The 17,003-nt window shown below is 62.2% G+C and carries 16 protein-coding genes; 10 read left to right on the top strand and 6 right to left on the bottom strand.

From position 1 onward, the window contains the following. Window positions 1-54: 54 nt before the first annotated feature. Window positions 55-1,824 carry a protein-disulfide reductase DsbD gene (locus tag EA795_RS08900; RefSeq protein ID WP_122076715.1) on the bottom strand — a complete coding sequence of 590 codons (1,770 nt, stop codon included), beginning with the start codon at window positions 1,822-1,824 and terminating at the stop codon, window positions 55-57. A 110-nt stretch (window positions 1,825-1,934) separates the two neighbouring features. Then, a complete protein-coding gene (locus tag EA795_RS08895; RefSeq protein WP_122076985.1) occupies window positions 1,935-2,270 on the bottom strand; it encodes a Rieske (2Fe-2S) protein in 336 nt (111 codons plus the stop codon). 130 nt (window positions 2,271-2,400) lie between these two features. Between EA795_RS08895 and EA795_RS08890 the strand changes: the two genes are divergently transcribed. Then, the gene (locus EA795_RS08890) at window positions 2,401-3,282 is read left to right on the top strand and encodes a ChaN family lipoprotein (protein WP_122076981.1); all 882 of its coding nucleotides are present in this window, start codon (window positions 2,401-2,403) and stop codon (window positions 3,280-3,282) included. 202 nt (window positions 3,283-3,484) lie between these two features. On the opposite strand, the gene EA795_RS08885 is transcribed toward EA795_RS08890, so the two are convergent. The 3 genes from EA795_RS08885 to EA795_RS08875 all read right to left on the bottom strand — a co-directional run bounded on the left by EA795_RS08885 (window position 3,485) and on the right by EA795_RS08875 (window position 6,602). Next, complete coding sequence (locus EA795_RS08885; protein WP_122076713.1) at window positions 3,485-4,282, bottom strand: cyclic nucleotide-binding domain-containing protein; 798 nt, start codon at window positions 4,280-4,282, stop codon at window positions 3,485-3,487. 104 nt (window positions 4,283-4,386) lie between these two features. Beyond that, the gene (locus EA795_RS08880) at window positions 4,387-4,659 is read right to left on the bottom strand and encodes a TfoX/Sxy family protein (RefSeq protein ID WP_122076710.1); all 273 of its coding nucleotides are present in this window, start codon (window positions 4,657-4,659) and stop codon (window positions 4,387-4,389) included. A gap of 380 nt (window positions 4,660-5,039) precedes the next feature. After that, window positions 5,040-6,602 carry a bifunctional aminoglycoside phosphotransferase/ATP-binding protein gene (locus EA795_RS08875; RefSeq protein ID WP_122076707.1) on the bottom strand — a complete coding sequence of 521 codons (1,563 nt, stop codon included), beginning with the start codon at window positions 6,600-6,602 and terminating at the stop codon, window positions 5,040-5,042. Between the two features lie 152 nt (window positions 6,603-6,754). Between EA795_RS08875 and mrcB the strand changes: the two genes are divergently transcribed. The 3 genes from mrcB (at window position 6,755) to EA795_RS08860 (ending at window position 10,165) form a co-directional block, all read left to right on the top strand. Then, window positions 6,755-9,070, top strand: coding sequence for a penicillin-binding protein 1B (gene mrcB, locus EA795_RS08870; protein ID WP_122076704.1), 2,316 nt, complete (start codon window positions 6,755-6,757; stop codon window positions 9,068-9,070). A 73-nt stretch (window positions 9,071-9,143) separates the two neighbouring features. After that, on the top strand, window positions 9,144-9,836 hold the full coding sequence (locus EA795_RS08865) for a tetratricopeptide repeat protein (protein ID WP_122076701.1): 693 nt from the start codon (window positions 9,144-9,146) through the stop codon (window positions 9,834-9,836). Further along, window positions 9,836-10,165 (top strand): YqcC family protein, encoded by a 330-nt coding sequence (locus tag EA795_RS08860; protein ID WP_122076699.1) that lies wholly within the window; start codon window positions 9,836-9,838, stop codon window positions 10,163-10,165. Before EA795_RS08865 ends, EA795_RS08860 begins: the two co-directional genes overlap by 1 nt. Before the next feature lie 21 nt (window positions 10,166-10,186). Here the strand turns inward: EA795_RS08860 and EA795_RS08855 are convergent, their stop codons facing one another. After that, entirely contained in the window at window positions 10,187-10,621 is a 435-nt protein-coding gene (locus tag EA795_RS08855; RefSeq protein ID WP_122076696.1) for a DUF4124 domain-containing protein, read from the bottom strand. A 407-nt stretch (window positions 10,622-11,028) separates the two neighbouring features. Between EA795_RS08855 and EA795_RS08850 the strand changes: the two genes are divergently transcribed. The 6 genes from EA795_RS08850 to msrQ all read left to right on the top strand — a co-directional run bounded on the left by EA795_RS08850 (window position 11,029) and on the right by msrQ (window position 16,969). Further along, complete coding sequence (locus tag EA795_RS08850; protein ID WP_014851752.1) at window positions 11,029-12,753, top strand: acetolactate synthase 3 large subunit; 1,725 nt, start codon at window positions 11,029-11,031, stop codon at window positions 12,751-12,753. A 2-nt stretch (window positions 12,754-12,755) separates the two neighbouring features. Then, on the top strand, window positions 12,756-13,247 hold the full coding sequence (gene ilvN, locus EA795_RS08845) for an acetolactate synthase small subunit (protein WP_014851753.1): 492 nt from the start codon (window positions 12,756-12,758) through the stop codon (window positions 13,245-13,247). Between the two features lie 45 nt (window positions 13,248-13,292). Next, a complete protein-coding gene (gene ilvC, locus EA795_RS08840; protein ID WP_014851754.1) occupies window positions 13,293-14,309 on the top strand; it encodes a ketol-acid reductoisomerase in 1,017 nt (338 codons plus the stop codon). A 151-nt stretch (window positions 14,310-14,460) separates the two neighbouring features. Beyond that, window positions 14,461-15,294, top strand: a complete 834-nt coding sequence (gene pssA, locus EA795_RS08835; protein ID WP_014851755.1) for a CDP-diacylglycerol--serine O-phosphatidyltransferase — start codon at window positions 14,461-14,463, stop codon at window positions 15,292-15,294. Between the two features lie 56 nt (window positions 15,295-15,350). Further along, on the top strand, window positions 15,351-16,358 hold the full coding sequence (gene msrP / locus EA795_RS08830; RefSeq protein ID WP_014851756.1) for a protein-methionine-sulfoxide reductase catalytic subunit MsrP: 1,008 nt from the start codon (window positions 15,351-15,353) through the stop codon (window positions 16,356-16,358). Continuing rightward, complete coding sequence (msrQ, locus tag EA795_RS08825) at window positions 16,358-16,969, top strand: protein-methionine-sulfoxide reductase heme-binding subunit MsrQ (RefSeq protein ID WP_122076693.1); 612 nt, start codon at window positions 16,358-16,360, stop codon at window positions 16,967-16,969. The genes msrP and msrQ overlap by 1 nt, the downstream gene beginning before the upstream one ends. The last annotated feature ends 34 nt before the right edge of the window (window positions 16,970-17,003 follow it).

The raw sequence follows: 17,003 nt of genomic DNA, 5'->3' as shown, positions 1-17,003 counted from the left end.
TGTCTCGATCGGCGTAAATGCCGTCATTATGTCTGGAGTTTGCGGCAGCTGACCCTAGAGCAGCGGCTCGGCGCGGTCCAGATGCGTACCGAACAGTTCTGCGTCGATTTCGCCGACCACCCGTACCTGGGCGAGCTCCTTGCCGGTGCGATCGAAGAACAACACTGCCGGCGGCCCGAACAGTTTGTAGCGATCCAGCAGGGCGCGTTGTTCGCGGTTGCTGTCGGTGATGTCGAAGCGGATCAGGCGGTAGTCGGCAAGGCGCGGTGCGATCTGCGGATTTTCGAAGACCTCGCGCTCGATGACTTTGCAGCTGATGCACCAGTCGGCGTACCAGTCGAGCAACAGCGGTTGGTTCGCAGCCGCTGCGGCAGCCAGTTGTGCCTCGAGTTCGGTGGGAGTGGAGATGGTCTGCCAGCGCTCCATCTCGACGTTGCCGCCAGTGGCGCTGAGCGTGGCGCGTGGCAGCGGACGCAACGGATCGGATCCGCCCTGCAGTGCGCCGACCCAGGCTGCCAGCGCGTACACCAGCAGTACCAGACCCAGCAACTGGGCCAGCTTTTGCCGTGGCGTCTTGCTGTTGAATTCCAGTGTGCCGAGGAACAGCGCCGCCCCTGCGGCGAGCAGGCCCCACAGTGCCAGCGCTGCCGGGCCCGGCAGTACGCGCTCGAGCATCCAGACGGCCACGGCCAGCAGCAGTACGCCGAAGGTATTGCGGACCGTCACCATCCAGGGGCCGCTACGGGGAAGCAGCGCACCACCGCCCGTGGCGAACAGTACCAGGGGTGTGCCCATGCCCAGGCCCAGCGCGAAGAGTTTCAACCCGCCGCCCAGAGCATCGCCACTGGCGCTGATATAAAGCAGCGCGCCGGCCAGCGGCGCCGAGACGCAGGGGGATACCAGCAGGCTGGAAACGGTGCCCAGCACCGCTGCGCCAAGGAAGGAGCCGCCCTTGACATTACCGGCCAGGCGGTCGAGGCGGCCACTCAGCACCTGCGGCAGGCGCAGCTCGAAGAGGCCGAACATGGCCAGCGCGAAGGCCACGAAGAACAGCGCGAAAGGCACCAGCACCCAGGGCGATTGCAGGCGCGCCTGCAGGTTCAGCTCGGCACCGAAAACCCCCATCAACGCGCCCAGCACGGCGAAACCGGTGGCCATCGGCAGTACATAGGCAAGCGACAGCAGGAAGCTGCGCATGCCACCGGTCTGGCCACGCAACACTACGCCGGACAGTATCGGCAGCATCGGCAATACGCAGGGGGTGAAGGTCAGGCCCAGGCCGGCGAGAAAGAACAACGCCACCGCGCGCCAGGACAGGCTGCGGTCGTTGTTGTCCGAGGTCGCGGCGTTATCGGGGGCGGCGCCGTCGCCGGCGATGCTGAAGGACTCGGTTTCGGGCGGATAGCAGAGGCCCTTGTCTGCACAGCCCTGGTAGCCAACCTGCAGAGTGAACGGCCGGTTCTTCGGGTTCCGGACCGGCAACTCGATATCCAATATGCCGTAGTAGACCTCGACTTCGCCGAAGTAATCATCGGTCTTCTGCTGGCCTGCGGGCATTCTGGCTTCGCCGAGTGCCACCTCGGTATCGCCGGTCTTGAACTGGAAGCGGTGTCGGTAGAGGTAATAGCCTTCGGTCGCCACGAAGCGCAGGGTGATCTGCTCCGGGGTGCTTTCCACCAGGCTCAGGCGGAAGGCTTCACGCACCGGTAGGAAGTCGGCACTGTTGTTGATCCCTCCCAGGGAGGCGCTGGGACGGCTGTCGAACAGGCCGGCGGCAGCGGGGAGGGCGAACAGCAGGATCAGCAGACTCAGCAAACGGCGCATGGGTCATCTCTCGAGTAACAATCGGCGCATGATACCCAACGCGACGCCTTGTCGCTTGGGCGCAGCGTCGCACTCTCGATCGCTGCCGCTGCGCGGTGAACCGAAGGTCGTCAGTGATCGCCGGATTCGGCGCGGTGCAACCAGACGAAGCCATCGGCTTCGTGGCTCGGCAGTGCTCGCAAGGCCTGGCCTGCGCACGGGCCAGTGACGCATTCACCGGTGTCGATCAGAAACAGTGCGCCGTGGGTGGCGCACTGGATCAGGCTGCCGCTGGTGTCGAGGAACTGATCGGGCAGCCACTCCAGCGGCACGCCGCGGTGCGGACAGCGATTCTCGTAGACATACACTCGGTCATCCTTGCGGACGGCCACAAGCTTGAGGCCGCCGGCCTGAAAGCCGCGGCTCTGGCCTTCGGCAAGCGCGCTCGAAGCGCACAGAGGCGTGATGTCTTTTGCATTCGGTTGCATGGTCATTACCGGTCGTTCGGCCGTTTTGGCGCGATGAGGGCTGGCGACGAGCGTTCGCGGCCTTTTATGCTGCGTCGCTCATACCGCCGAGGCAAGTGAGATGAATCCAGTGCGTATTCTGCTGATGGTCGTGGTGCCTCTGTTGGCCGCCTGTCATTCGTTGCCGCCACTGCCCTCCTGGCAGGGCCCCGAGGGGCTCGAACATGCCGATCTCAATCGCATCCTCGACCTGCGCGAAGGCCAGCAGTTGACGCCCAGGCAGTTGCTGGCCGAACTGGCTGCGGCGGAGCGGATTCTGGTCGGCGAGCGCCACGATAACCCTGATCACCATGCATTGCAGCTTTGGTTGCTGCAGGCCCTGGCCCAGCAGCGCGAGCAGGGCAGCCTGTTGCTGGAGATGCTCGATCCCATGCAGCAGCCCCGAGTGGAGGCCGTAAAGGCATCGATTGCCAAAGGGGATTGGCCCGAGGATCTGCCGGCGGAACTGGGCTGGCAGAAGGGCTGGGACTGGTCGCTCTACGGGCCGTTGGTGAAGTACGCGCTGGCGCAGCCTTATCCGTTGCTGCAGGCGAACCTGGATCGTGACGAGATATCCGCGATCTACCGTCAGCGCCCGAAGGTTACCGGCCCGCCAGCGGCGGCCGAGGTGCAGCAAGCGTTGTTCGAGCAGATTCGTCGCTCGCATTGCGACATGCTTCCGGAGGCCCAGCTACCCGCCATGCTGGCGGTCCAGCAGCAGCGTGATCGGCGTATGGCGGAGCGCCTCCAGGCCGCGCCGGCGCCGGCGATGCTGCTGGCCGGTGTTTTCCACGTGCGGCGTGATGTCGGCGTACCGCTGCATCTGAATAGTGGTAGCGATCGGGAACGGACGAAAGTACTGATCCTGGCGGAGGTGGGCGAGCGCGTCGAGGCCGCTCAGGCCGATTTTGTCTGGTTCACGCCGAAGCAGCCTGAAAAGGATTATTGCGCAACGCTGCGTCACCGCGACTGAGGATATTGCAGGCAAAAAAAGACCCGGCAAGAAGCCGGGTCAAAACCGTGATTAGCCTGATGAGGAGATAACCTGAAAGTTCGACTGCCTGAGCTCTCAGCTTATCGGCTGATCTCGCGACCAGTTGTGCGAATAATAACAATTCTCGTTTGCGTGTCAACAGCGGAAACTCAATTATTTTTCGGCCCTGCGAGTTCGGTGGTCATGCGGTCATCGGCAGCCGCAACTGGGTGACTTCCTTGTTCAGCAGATCGATGCGCCGAGCCATGCTCTCGATCAGGCTGTGGGCGATCCTCGGGTTGTTCTGCATCAGGCCGAGAAACTGGTCCTTGGGGATCACCATGACGGTGCAGGCGGTGCTGGCGATGACGCTGGCACTGCGCTTCTCCTGGGTGAATACCGCCATGGCGCCAAAGATCTCGTCGCGTTGCACATCGCCTACTTTCTGCCCGTCGACGATGGCTTCGGCATGCCCCTCGATAATGATGAAGACGTTGTCGGCTTCATCGCCCTGGCGGATCAGTTCCTCTCCTTCGGCAAAATACTGGAAGCCGGTGGTGGGGCGAATCTCCGGCTGCTTCAGGCGCGCCAATGCATCCGACAGCAATGCCGTATGGCCGATCAGGTACTGGGTAAACAGCTCCTGGCGCTGTTCGTCGGCATGGATGTGTTCGAAGACCGCACGGCGCGTATAGGGGATCAGAGTGATCGGCTCGTCGCTGCAGTAGTGGCAGGTCGGTAGTTCGATGCCCTGGCGCAGGCCCAGCAGATCGCCTTCGCGCAGATAGAACAGTGGACGCTCGTCCACCCTGGCATGCAGCAGTCCTCGCTGGACCAGAAACACCTGCTGCTCCGGCAGTTGTGACGCGATATCGCTGGTGCTGCCGAGTTCGATCGGATCGCCGGAAGGCGCCAGGCCATCGAGCAACTGGGCGGGGATACCCTGGAGTCGGTTGATCAGACGATCGGCGTAAGCCGGTTGCTCCCCGAGTAGATACATGTCGGTAATCCTTGGACAGACGATCAGACGGCCATGTTGCCGTGTGCCCGCCACGATAAGTGGCGGATAGGGCTGAGTAAATCTCACTGCGCGGAGGTTGTGAGCTAGCTCTTGTTGCCGTGTACGTCCTTGTTCAGCTGTTCGTTGAGCTCCGCCTTTCTGGTCTCGGACAGGTGTTGCCACGGAATGTCATGCAGGGCGCCTTCGATGGCGTACAGCAACACCCGGGAAGCGCCGAAGCCTCGTGTCTTCACCGCCAGGTAGGCCTGTAGCGCTCCCAGGCGGCGAAGATCCTCGGCGGTATGAATGCCCGAGGCGTGCAGCCATTGCGCGGAAGTCTTGCCGATATTCTTCAACGTCAGCAGCTCGTCGTGCATCGGGATCTCCTATCGGCATGGATGGCCTGAGAGGCTGACGTCGCCTGCGAACACCCTGTCGCGGCAGTTGGGCAGCGCCTGCCAGGTTACGGTGCGTTTCGTCAGCCAACGGAAGAGGGCGGGCGGACAGCTGGGCGAAACGGCACCTTGGCGCCGGGGCAGGAAAGGGCATGGCCGGACGCTATCGCTCATGGTAACGAGCCGTCTGGGGCGGGGCGGCAGGTGTCGAGGCATATGGCGGGCTCCAGGAGCGTGCCTCGAACAGTATAGGTGCCGTGTCGGTTTCTGCCCGTAGCGCTGGGATTTGTGCTGGTCGGGAAGATTGATCCGATCTTCTGGCTACGGCCGGCGCGATCTCTCGATCACGCCGGCGAGAGGTCTCAGAGACCGGGCAGACGCTGTCGGATGGCGGCGACCAGGTCGTCGAGGCTGGCGGCCTCGTGCGTGTCGACTCGGCGACTCAGCAGTTGCTCGGCTTCGCTGAGCGCCTCGCGGTCGGCCTGCTGCGCCCGAATGACCTCCATGGTCGCATCGGAGGCATCCGCTCCCTGCGCCTGACGCTGTGCCAGCCATTGCTCGATGACCGCGTCCGGCGCCTGGCAATCGATGATCAGGAACGGCACGCCGGTGGATTCGGCCACTTGCCAGGCCGCCTGGCGCTGCTCCTGTTTCAGGTAACTGGCATCGATGACCGCGGAGAAGCCGGCATTCAGTGCGGTTTCGGCCAGCTCATGCAGGCGTCGGTAGGTCGCCTCGCTGGCCTGCGGGCTATAGATGCCCGCATGCAGCATCCCCTTGGCGTCATCCGTCTGCGCGCCATGCAGGCGTTTGCGTTCCACATCCGAACGCAGGCGCACCACACCCAGCGCTTCCACCAGGCGCAGCGCCACCTGGCTCTTGCCGACGGCCGATACGCCATGGGTGATGGCCAGGAAGCGCGACGGAATCGCACTGTAGCTCTCGGCCAGGTTCGCGTAGCCGCGGTATTGACGCAGGATCACCTTGCGCTGCACGGCATCCTGTTCCTGGAACAGCCGGAACAGATTGACCTTGGCGCGCACCATGGCGCGATAGGCCTTGTACAGGTTGAGCAGCTCCAGCGCGGCATAGTCGCCACTGTGCTCGAGCCAGCCGTTGATGAAGCGGCGGGCCTGGCACTTCAGGCCGCGGTCTTCCAGATCCATGGCGAGGAAGGCGGCGTCCGAGGCGATATCGATCAGGCGGAAGGGGTCGTTGAACTCAATGCAGTCGAACAGCACCACCTCGTCATCGATGATGGTGGCGTTGCCCAGGTGAAGATCGCCATGGCATTCGCGAATGAAGCCTTGCTGACAGCGCTGTTCGAGCAGTGGCTGCAGACGGCTGATGGTCGTTTCGGTCCAGTCGAGCAGGGCGTCCAGTTGCTCCAGATCGGCCGCTTCGCTGAGCAGCGGGCGGATCTGTTCGAAGTTCTGCCGCATCGGCGCGACTATGGCTTCGGGAGTGCTGAGCGGATGGTCGGCGGGCACCCGTGGGGTGGCCAGATGGAACTGGGCGATCCGCTTGGCCAGCGCATCGATGTGAGCGTCGCTCAGTTCTCCGCGGGCCTGCACCTGGGCCATCAGTTGCGCCTGGGGGAATTCGCGCATCTTCAGCATGTACTCGATCGGCTCGCCGGCACCATCCAGCTGGGGCGCCTCGACGCTACCGGTAATCGGCAGCACTTCCAGATAAAGGTCGGCCGCCAGGCGCTGGTTCAGGCGCAGTTCTTCCTCGCAGAAGTGTTTGCGGGCGCTCAGCTCGGTGAAGTCGAGGAAGCCGAAATCGACCGGCTTCTTGAGCTTGTAGGCATAGGTGCCGGTCAGGATGATCCAGGAAATATGCGTCTCGATGACCTGGAAACCATCCACCGGATGCGGGTATAGGGCTGGGTTCTGCAGCGCGGCGATCAATGCTTGGCTCACGGTCATTCCTTGTGGATATTGTTGGACGGGCCTATGCGCTGCGACGCAGCTCACAGAGTCGGAAAATGCGCCATTATGGCCGTACATGGATGTTGTGCAAACCGCCGAGAGGCCGTCTGCCGGCGAAATCAAAGTGCGTATAATGCGCCGCCATGACTAAAGCACGCTCCCCTCGTACCCGCTCGAAACGCCGCTCCGGCCCGGCTCGCCCCTGGTTGGGCTGGCTGCTCAAACTGTCCATCGTGGCGCTGGTTCTGCTGGCTGGCATGGCCATTTATCTCGATGCCGTGGTGCAGGAGAAGTTTTCCGGCAAGCGCTGGACCATCCCGGCGAAGGTCTACGCCCGGCCGCTCGAATTGTTCGTCGGACAGAAACTGGACAAGGACGATTTTCTCGCCGAGCTCGGCGCCCTCGGCTACCGCCGCGAGAACGCGGTGAGCGGGCCCGGTGGCGTTTCGGTTGCAGGCAGCAATGTCGAGCTGCATACCCGTGGTTTCCAGTTCTACGAAGGGGCCGAGGAGTCCAGGCGGTTGCGGGTGCGCTTCTCCGGTGACTTCGTCGCCGGCCTGTCGGCAGTCGGCGGTGGCGAGCTGCCGGTGGCGCGACTGGAACCGGTGACCATCGGCGGGCTGTATCCGGCGCACAACGAAGACCGGATCCTGATCAAGCTCGACCAGGCGCCGCCCTATCTGATCGAGACGCTGGTTGCCGTGGAGGACCGTGAGTTCTTCGAGCATTTTGGTGTTTCACCGAAATCCATCGCCCGCGCCGTCTGGGTCAACCTGACGGCCGGCCAGGTACGCCAGGGTGGCAGTACCCTGACCCAGCAACTGGTCAAGAACTTCTACCTGACCAACGAGCGCAGTCTCAGCCGCAAGGCCACCGAAGCGATGATGGCGGTTCTGCTGGAGCTGCACTACGACAAGCAGGAGATACTGGAGGCCTACCTGAACGAAGTATTTCTCGGGCAGGACGGGCGCCGCGCCGTGCATGGTTTCGGTCTGGCGAGCCAGTACTTCTTCGGCCAGCCGCTGGCGGAGCTGAAGCTCCATCATGTGGCGCTGCTGGTCGGGATGGTCAAGGGACCGACCTATTACAATCCGCGCCGTCATCCGGAGCGCGCGTTGAATCGCCGCAATCTGATCATCGATCTGCTGGCCGAGCAGCAGGTGATCACGCCCGAAGAGGCCGCGGCGGCCAAAAGCAAACCGCTCGGCATCACTCAGCGCGGCAGCCTGGCCGACAGCTCGTACCCGGCCTTCCTCGACCTGGTCAAACGCCAGTTGCGTGAAGACTATCGGGAGGAGGATCTGACCGAAGAAGGTTTGCGTGTCTTCACCAGCTTCGATCCGATCCTGCAACTGAAAGCCGAGGCGGCCATGAGCGAGACGCTCAAGCGCCTGGGCGGCAAGGCGACGGCCGAGATCGAGGGGGCGATGGTGGTCACCAATCCCGAGACCGGGGAAATCCAGGCGATGCTGGGCAGTCGCCAGCCCGGCTATGCCGGATTCAACCGGGCCCTGGATGCGGTACGCCCGATCGGTTCGCTGATCAAACCGGCCATCTATCTGACCGCGCTCGAGAGGCCTAGCCAGTACACCCTGACCAGCCTGCTCGAGGACGAACCCTTTTCGGTCAGGGGCGCCGACGGGCAAGTCTGGAAACCGCAGAACTACGGACGCAACGCCCACGGCACCGTCTACCTGTACCAGGCGCTAGCCAACTCCTACAACCTCTCCACGGCTCGTCTCGGTCTGGATCTGGGCGTGCCTCAGGTGCTCAAGACCCTCGGCCGCCTCGGCGCCTCGCCCGATTGGCCCGCCTATCCCTCGATGCTGCTGGGCGCCGGCGGCTTGCGTCCGATCGAGGTCGCCGACATGTACCAGACCTTGGCGAACGGCGGCTTCAATACCCCCCTGCGCGGTATTCGCAGCGTGCTGACCGCCGGCGGAGAGCCGCTCAAGCGTTATCCGTTCCAGATTCAGCAGCGCTTCGATCCCGGCGCCATCTACCTCACCCAGTACGCCATGCAGCGCGCCATGCGCGAAGGTACCGGTCGTTCGGCTTACAACCGGGTGCCGCAATCTCTTGCGCTGGCAGGCAAGACCGGCACCACCAACGATTCGCGTGACAGCTGGTTCGCCGGTTTCAGTCAGGATCTGCTGGCGGTGGTCTGGCTGGGGCGCGATGACAACGGCAAGACCTCGCTGACCGGTGCCACCGGTGCGCTGCAAGTGTGGTCCGACTTCATGCGCCGCGCGGACCCGTTGCCCTTGAACATGCCGGTTCCGGACAATGTCGTGCATGCCTGGGTGAACGCGGAAACGGGGCTCGGAACGGATGAACGCTGCCCTGGCGCCGTGCAGATGCCCTATATTCGCGGCAGCGAACCTGGGCCAGGGCCGGGTTGTGGCATTCAGGCGCCAGCCGAATCGGTGATGGACTGGGTCCGTGGCTGGTTGCAGTGACAGGGCGGGCGCGCGTTGAACATATTGACGAAGCAGCAGCTTGCGAGAGGTTGAACAATTGAACAAGCAATGGATGGGCATCCTGATCGCCGCCACGCTGGTGCAGGGTTGCGCGACGGTGGACAGGGGCGCGATCCCGGTGGTCGACGCCGGCGCGCCGGTGTCCGAGGAGACTGCCGGGCGCCAGGCGTACCGAGCGCCTGCGCCCGTCGCCGCTCAGCCGAGCTACGAGGACTCGGATGTCGTGGTGGCCGTGCCGCAAGGAAATTCCGCACCTTTGCAGACCTTTGCAGCGCCGGACGCCGCTTTCTCGGGGACGCCCGAGACGCCGCCGGCTCCGCAGACGCGCTGGGAGTCGCCAGCCCCGTCATCCTCTGCCAATCAGCCACCCAGCGCGCCCAGCGGCATACCCTCTGCCGGCGGGTTGTCGGCCGACGAGCAACTCGATGGCCCGGTGCTGGCGCTGCTGACCACGGCCCAGCAGCAACAGGGTGGCGGTGATCTCAATGGCGCGGCATCCAGCCTGGAGCGCGCGCAGCGTATCGCGCCGCGTGAGCCCCAGGTGCTGTATCGCCTGGCCCAGGTCCGCCTGGCCCAGGGTGATGCCGTCCAGGCCGAACAGCTTTCGCGTCGAGGGTTGAGCTACGCCAGCGGTCGGCCTGCGTTGCAGGCCAGCTTGTGGGAACTGATCGCCCAGGCGCGCGAGCGTCAGGGCAATGCCGCAGGTGCTGCCCAGGCACGCGAGCGGGCCAAGGTCAGTCTGTGATGGATGAGCGTTTCCACGCCTTGGCCGAGCAGTTGCTGCTGATCGAGCGTGAGCTGCGGGTGCTGGGTATGTGGAGTGCCACGCCACCCACAGAGGAGGCCTTGGCCAGTTGTGAGCCATTCTGCGTGGATACCCTGGCCTTCGAGGAATGGCTGCAGTGGATATTTCTGCCGCGCATGAAGGTGATCCTGGAGAATGACGAGGCGTTGCCGGCTGCCTCGGGCATTCTCGTCATGGCGGAGCTGATCTACCGTGACCGACAGCCGTCTGCGCGCGGCTTGCTCGAATCGCTGGGGGCATTCGATCAGCTGATTTGCGGCGGGGAGTGATCGCCGCCGCGAAAGTTTTCCTTACTGGCAGTTCTCGCTGATCTTCTGCTTGGCTTCGGCGATACGCGACTGACGTTCTTCCTCGGTGATCCTTCGCACTTCACCGTTTTCCTCGACGCGCACGCGCGGATTGTTTTCCAGTTGGGCGAGGTTGGTGCGCAGCGTTTCGCAGTAGCGCTTGCGCTCGGCCTCTTGGTTCGCGACCTGCTCTTTGACCTTGCGATCGATCTCGCGCTGCTCGGTGTCGCCTGTTGCCGCCTGTTCGGGCGTGTTCGCCGGGATGGCAGGCTTCGGTGGGGCTACGACCGTGTTCAGGGTTTCGGCCGCCTGACCGGCAGGGGGCTGCGCGCCGAAATGGGTAACGCCCTGAGCATCCACCCATTTGTAAATCTGGCCGGCCATGACGCTGCCGCTCAAGGCGAACAACAGGCTGCCGGCTACAATCAACGATCGCATGCTTATCCCTTCTGTCTGTGGATGCGTACCAGAGCGGTACTATACGCAATCGGGCTGGCCTCCATTCTGCGCTGGATCACAGCTGAAAACTGTCCTGGGGTAACGGCGCACTTGACTTGCCGGGGCCTAATCCGAACAATTCCATGCTTGCTGTTCTGAGCAGGCCGCCGCAAGCGAACCTTTTCAGAATGGTACGAGGCGCATACCCGCGCCGATCTGCAATATCCGCAACGCGTTACCTCGCGCTGGGAGGGGCGCCCCGCAACACTTGGGGCTTTCCTAATGCTTGCTGAGTCAGAGCTGACGTAGTCGGCGACCACCCGTCGCTCATGCCCTGCTTGGTAGCGAACCTATTTCTGGCCGTTCCGAACGCGGGGCGGCTATCTGGCGTTTCAGAGGTGAACAACGTGGAACTTTTATCCGGCGCTGAAATGGTCGTCCGCTTCTTGCGCGACGAAGGCGTTAAGTACATCTACGGGTACCCGGGTGGTGCCGTTCTGCATATTTACGATGCGCTTTTCAAAGAAAAGTCCATCGAGCACATCCTGGTTCGTCACGAGCAGGCCGCCACCCACATGGCCGATGGTTATGCGCGGGCAACCGGCAAGGCCGGCGTGGTGCTGGTGACTTCCGGTCCTGGTGCGACCAATGCCATCACCGGCATTGCGACCGCTTTCATGGACTCGATCCCGATGGTGGTCATTTCCGGTCAGGTTCCGAGCAACATGGTTGGCACCGATGCCTTCCAGGAAACCGATATGATCGGTATCTCCCGGCCCATCGTGAAGCACAGCTTCATGATCAAGCATCCTTCGGAAATCCCCGACGTGATGAAGAAGGCGTTCCATCTCGCCGAGTCCGGGCGTCCTGGGCCAGTTGTCATCGATATCCCGAAGGATATGACTAACCCGGCCGAAAAATTCGAGTACGTCTACCCGAAGAAGGCCAAACTGCGCTCGTACAGCCCGGCCGTGCGTGGGCATTCTGGCCAGATTCGCAAGGCGGCGGAGCTGCTGCTGGCTGCCAAGCGCCCGATCATCTACGCCGGTGGCGGTGTGGTCATGGGTAATGCTTCGGCACAGCTGACCGAGCTGGCGAAGATGCTCAACCTGCCGGTGACCAACACCCTGATGGGCCTGGGTTGCTATCCGGGCAGCGACCGCCAGTTCGTCGGCATGCTCGGCATGCACGGCAGCTACACCGCCAACCTGGCCATGCACCATTCCGATGTGATCCTGGCCGTAGGCGCGCGCTTCGACGATCGCGTGATCAACGGTGCGGCAAAGTTCTGCCCGAACGCCAAGATCATCCACATCGACATCGATCCAGCGTCCATCTCCAAGACGATCAAGGCCGACATCCCGATCGTCGGCCCGGTGGACAGCGTGCTGACCGAGATGGTCGCCATCGTCAAGGAAATCGGCCAGGCGCCGAACGCCGAGACGGTCGCCAGCTGGTGGAAGCAGATCGACGAGTGGCGCGGCAACCGTGGCCTGTTCCCCTACGACAAGGGCGACGGCAGCATCATCAAACCGCAGGCCGCCATTGAAATGCTCTGCGAAGTGACCAAGGGCGAGGCCTATGTGGCATCGGACGTTGGTCAGCATCAGATGTTCGCCTGCCAGTACTACAGGTTCAACAAGCCCAACCGCTGGCTCAACTCGGGTGGCCTCGGCACCATGGGCTTCGGCCTGCCGGCGGCCATGGGTGTGAAGCTGAACTTCCCCGACGCCGATGTCGCCTGCGTTACCGGCGAGGGCAGTATCCAGATGAACATCCAGGAGCTGTCGACCTGCCTGCAGTACGACCTGCCGGTGAAGATCATCAACCTCAACAACGGTGCGTTGGGCATGGTCCGCCAGTGGCAGGACATGGTCTACAACAGCCGCTACTCGCATTCCTACATGGAGTCGCTGCCTGACTTCGTCAAGCTGGCCGAGGCCTATGGCCATGTCGGCATGCGCATCACCGACCTGAAGGACCTCAAGCCGAAAATGGAAGAGGCCTTTGCCATGAAGGATCGCCTGGTGTTCCTCGATATCGCCGTCGACACCAGCGAGCACGTCTATCCGATGCAGATCAAAGATGGTGCCATGCGCGACATGTGGCTGAGCAAGACGGAGCGGACCTGATCATGAGACATATCATTTCCCTGCTGATGGAAAACGAGCCGGGCGCCTTGTCCCGGGTGGTCGGTCTGTTCTCGCAGCGCAACTACAACATCGAAAGCCTGACCGTGGCGCCGACGGAAGATCCAACGCTGTCGCGCCTGACCCTGACAACGGTCGGTCATGAGGAAGTGATCGAGCAGATCACCAAGAACCTCAACAAGCTGATCGAAGTGGTCAAGCTGGTGGATCTTTCGGAAAGCGCGCACATCGAGCGCGAGCTGATGCTGATCAAGGTCAAGGCCTCCGGCGCACAGCGTGCCGAGGTCAAGCGCACCACCGACATCTTCCGTGGGCAGATCGTCGACGTGACGCCCAGCGTCTACACCATCCAGCTGGCAGGTACCACCGACAAGTTGGACAGTTTCATCCAGGCCATCGGGACCACCTCGATTCTGGAAGTCGTGCGCAGCGGTGTCACCGGGATTTCCCGTGGCGACAAAGTGCTGAGCATCTAACACCTTTTCAAGAAAGGCCGCGTGGCCTGCAACAGGGGTAATTCCATGAAAGTTTTCTACGATAAAGATTGCGATCTCTCCATCATCCAGGGCAAGAAGGTCGCGATCATCGGCTACGGCTCCCAGGGTCATGCCCACGCCTGCAACCTGAAGGACTCCGGTGTCGACGTGACTGTCGGTCTGCGCGCCGGCTCGCCCTCGGTCGCCAAGGCTGAAGCCCATGGCCTGAAAGTCGACAACGTCGCTTCTGCCGTTGCCGCCGCCGATGTGGTGATGATCCTGACCCCGGACGAGTTCCAGGGTCGTCTGTACAAAGACGAAATCGAGCCGAACCTGAAGAAGGGCGCCACCCTGGCCTTCGCGCACGGCTTCTCGATCCACTACAACCAGGTGGTGCCGCGCGCTGACCTCGACGTGATCATGATCGCGCCGAAAGCCCCAGGCCACACCGTACGCTCCGAGTTCGTCAAGGGCGGCGGTATCCCTGACCTGATCGCCATCTATCAGGACGCATCCGGCAATGCCAAGAACGTCGCCCTGTCCTACGCCTCCGGCGTGGGCGGCGGCCGTACCGGCATCATCGAAACCACCTTCAAGGACGAAACCGAAACCGACCTGTTCGGTGAGCAGGCCGTTCTGTGCGGCGGTTGCGTCGAGTTGGTCAAGGCCGGTTTCGAAACCCTGGTCGAAGCCGGTTATGCACCGGAAATGGCCTACTTCGAGTGCCTGCACGAGCTGAAGCTGATCGTCGACCTGATGTTCGAAGGCGGCATCGCCAACATGAACTACTCGATCTCCAACAACGCCGAGTACGGCGAGTACGTGACCGGTCCGGAAGTCATCAACGCCGAATCCCGTGCTGCCATGCGCAACGCGCTCAAGCGTATCCAGGATGGCGAGTACGCCAAGATGTTCATCACCGAAGGTGCTGCCAACTATCCTTCGATGACGGCTTACCGTCGCAACAACGCTGCCCATGGCATCGAAGTGGTCGGCGAGAAGCTGCGCGCGATGATGCCTTGGATCGCGGCGAACAAGATCGTCGACAAGAGCAAGAACTGATAAGAGTTCTGCTCAGAAAAAACGCGGCCGAGGCCGCGTTTTTTCGTTGGGATCGGCGGCCATCTGGTATAAGGCAATGCCGGCCGCGGGCTGAACCGCCCTGGTCCGGGTCTGTCGAAATTATTCAAACCTGCTGTAAGGTGGATTGTGCATGAGTGAGCACCCCGAAGAGCCAAACAAGCCCGTCGAGACGGAAAGCCTGCTTCCTATCGACGAACACGTCGAGGAGAGCCAGGATGCCGAGGGGCGCAAGGTGCGTCACCGGGGGATCTACCTGCTCCCGAACCTGTTCACGACCGCCAATCTGTTTGCCGGCTTCTTCTGCATAATCACGGCCATAAACGGCAATTTCTATGTCGCTGGCGCCACCGTATTCGTAGCGATGGTGCTCGATAGTCTCGATGGTCGCGTGGCTCGTCTCACCAACACTCAAAGCGCCTTTGGCGCGGAGTATGACTCGCTTTCCGACATGGTGGCATTCGGTTTGGCGCCGGCTATCCTGGCTTACGAATGGGCGCTGTCGGAACTGGGGAACGTCGGGCTGACGGTGGCTTTCATCTATGTCGCCTGCGCAGCGCTACGTCTGGCTCGCTTCAATACCCAGATCGGCAAGGTGGACAAGCGTTGGTTCATCGGCCTGGCCAGTCCGGCGGCTGCAGGTGTGGTGGCCGGTTCCGTATGGGCGGTCTGGGCGCTGGATGATCCGGGTATCCTCGGTGCCGACCTGCCTCTGGCGCTGGTCATGTTGTTCGCGCTGCTGGTGGCTGCGGCCGGGTTGCTGATGGTGAGCAACATCAAGTACTACAGCTTCAAGGATCTCGACCTCAAGGGGCGAGTGCCCTTCGTGGCGATTCTGGTGGTGGTACTGGTCTTCGCCGTCGTGTTCAGCGATCCACCACGGGTGCTGCTGCTGATATTCCTGGCCTATGCCGCTTCGGGCCCGGTGCAATATCTGATGCGGAGACGTAAACGCGCCGAAAGTTGATTTCTGCCCTGATCCGCTGTCTGGTGTGAGCCAGTCCTCGGACAGCGGAGGTTCTCATGTTGATCAAAATTCCCGGTGTTGGCGATTGCAGCGAATCGCAGGTGACTCCCGAGAAAGCCTATCTGGGCCGACGTCGGGTGTTGCAAGGGATGATGGCTTCAGCGGCGTGCTCAGTCATTCCCCGTCTGTCCTGGGCTGACGCCGAGCGCTATGCCGACGTTCCCGCTGCAGCAGCACCTGGCTGGTTCGCTGACAAGCTTCGTCATACGCGCTGGCAAGCGCTGCCAGAGGACGAGAGCCTTACGCCTTACCGTGACGCCACGCATTACAACAATTTTTACGAGTTCGGCCCTGGCAAGGGGGATCCGGCACGAAATGCTGCGGGCATGGTTATCGAGCCCTGGGCCGTCTTGGTGGATGGCGAAGTCGAGCGTCCGGGGAAGTATTCGGTGGAGGAACTGTTCGCTCCGAGCCAGCTCGAGGAGCGTATCTATCGCCTGCGTTGCGTCGAAGCCTGGTCGATGGTCATTCCCTGGCTCGGCTTCCCTCTGGCCGAATTGATCCGGCGTCTCGAGCCAACCTCCGCTGCGAAGTATGTCCGATTCGAAACCCTGGCCCGACCGGAGCAGATGCCAGGCATGCGTGGCGACTTTTCGCTGATCGATTGGCCCTATGTCGAAGCGCTTAGAATGGATGAGGCGATGCATCCGCTGACGCTGTTGGCGGTCGGGATGTACGGTCGGGTGCTTCCGAATCAGAACGGTGCGCCGCTCCGCCTGGTAGTCCCTTGGAAGTACGGCTTCAAAAGCATCAAATCCATCGTGCGCATCAGTTTCGTGCGTGAACAGCCGGCGACTACCTGGCAGAGGATGGCGCCCCAAGAGTACGGTTTCTACGCCAACGTCAATCCGCAGGTCTCGCATCCGCGCTGGTCTCAGGCTAGGGAGCGTCGGTTGCCAGGAAGCCTTTTCAACCCGAACATTCGCGAGACGCTGCTATTTAACGGCTATGCTGACCAGGTGTCGCACCTGTATGCAGGAATGGATCTGAGCCGGGATTACTGATGCGCCATTTCTGGTGGCGGTTGCTGATTTTTCTAGTCGCCGCGAGCGTGCCCTTCTACTGGTTGTACCTGGCGGCTATTGCCGCGTTAGGGCCGGATCCGGGCAAGGTGCTGGTCGATAATCTTGGCGAGGGCGCGCTGGTCTTCCTGCTTTGTTCGTTGGCAATGACTCCGTTGCAAAGACTGAGTGGCTGGGCGGGCTGGATCTCCTTTCGCCGGCAGCTGGGCTTGTGGGCATTCGCCTACGCGGTGCTCCACTTGTCGGCATATCTTTACTTCCTGCTGGGGCTCGATTTCAGCAGTTTCGGCGCCGAGTTGGTCGAGCGCCCCTATATAACCGTCGGCGCGGTGGCACTGATGGGATTGCTTGCCCTTGCGGCAACATCGACCCGCTGGAGCATGCGCAAGCTGGGCAGGCGTTGGAAACAGCTGCACCGGCTCATATATCCGATGCTTCTGATTGTCTTGCTGCATATGCTGTGGGTTGTGCGCGCCGATGCGGGACGCTGGGTGCTCTACGCTTCTATCGCGGCGTTGTTGCTGCTGGTGCGCCTGCCTACGGTAGCTCACCGCTTGGCAGGTTTCAGGACAAGGTGGGGAAGAAGGGCTTAGCGTTGAAACAAAACTGCAAAATACCGTTGACGTG

The organism is Stutzerimonas nitrititolerans (assembly GCF_003696285.1).
GTDB lineage: Bacteria > Pseudomonadota > Gammaproteobacteria > Pseudomonadales > Pseudomonadaceae > Stutzerimonas > Stutzerimonas nitrititolerans.
The sequence above is the reverse complement of the archived record's forward strand: the minus strand, read 5'-3'. Positions and strand labels throughout refer to the sequence as shown.

Bases quoted from the DNA above. Each gene is read 5' to 3' on its own strand.
- EA795_RS08900 (WP_122076715.1), bottom strand. From the start codon at position 1,824: ATGCGCCGTTTGCTGAGTCTGCTGATCCTGCTGTTCGCCCTCCCCGCT.
- EA795_RS08885 (WP_122076713.1), bottom strand. From the start codon at position 4,282: ATGTATCTACTCGGGGAGCAACCGGCTTACGCCGATCGTCTGATCAAC.
- EA795_RS08880 (WP_122076710.1), bottom strand. From the start codon at position 4,659: ATGCACGACGAGCTGCTGACGTTGAAGAATATCGGCAAGACTTCCGCG.
- mrcB (WP_122076704.1), top strand. From the start codon at position 6,755: ATGACTAAAGCACGCTCCCCTCGTACCCGCTCGAAACGCCGCTCCGGC.
- EA795_RS08865 (WP_122076701.1), top strand. From the start codon at position 9,144: ATGGGCATCCTGATCGCCGCCACGCTGGTGCAGGGTTGCGCGACGGTG.
- EA795_RS08860 (WP_122076699.1), top strand. From the start codon at position 9,836: ATGGATGAGCGTTTCCACGCCTTGGCCGAGCAGTTGCTGCTGATCGAG.
- EA795_RS08855 (WP_122076696.1), bottom strand. From the start codon at position 10,621: ATGCGATCGTTGATTGTAGCCGGCAGCCTGTTGTTCGCCTTGAGCGGC.
- ilvN (WP_014851753.1), top strand. From the start codon at position 12,756: ATGAGACATATCATTTCCCTGCTGATGGAAAACGAGCCGGGCGCCTTG.
- ilvC (WP_014851754.1), top strand. From the start codon at position 13,293: ATGAAAGTTTTCTACGATAAAGATTGCGATCTCTCCATCATCCAGGGC.
- pssA (WP_014851755.1), top strand. From the start codon at position 14,461: ATGAGTGAGCACCCCGAAGAGCCAAACAAGCCCGTCGAGACGGAAAGC.
- msrP (WP_014851756.1), top strand. From the start codon at position 15,351: ATGTTGATCAAAATTCCCGGTGTTGGCGATTGCAGCGAATCGCAGGTG.
- msrQ (WP_122076693.1), top strand. From the start codon at position 16,358: ATGCGCCATTTCTGGTGGCGGTTGCTGATTTTTCTAGTCGCCGCGAGC.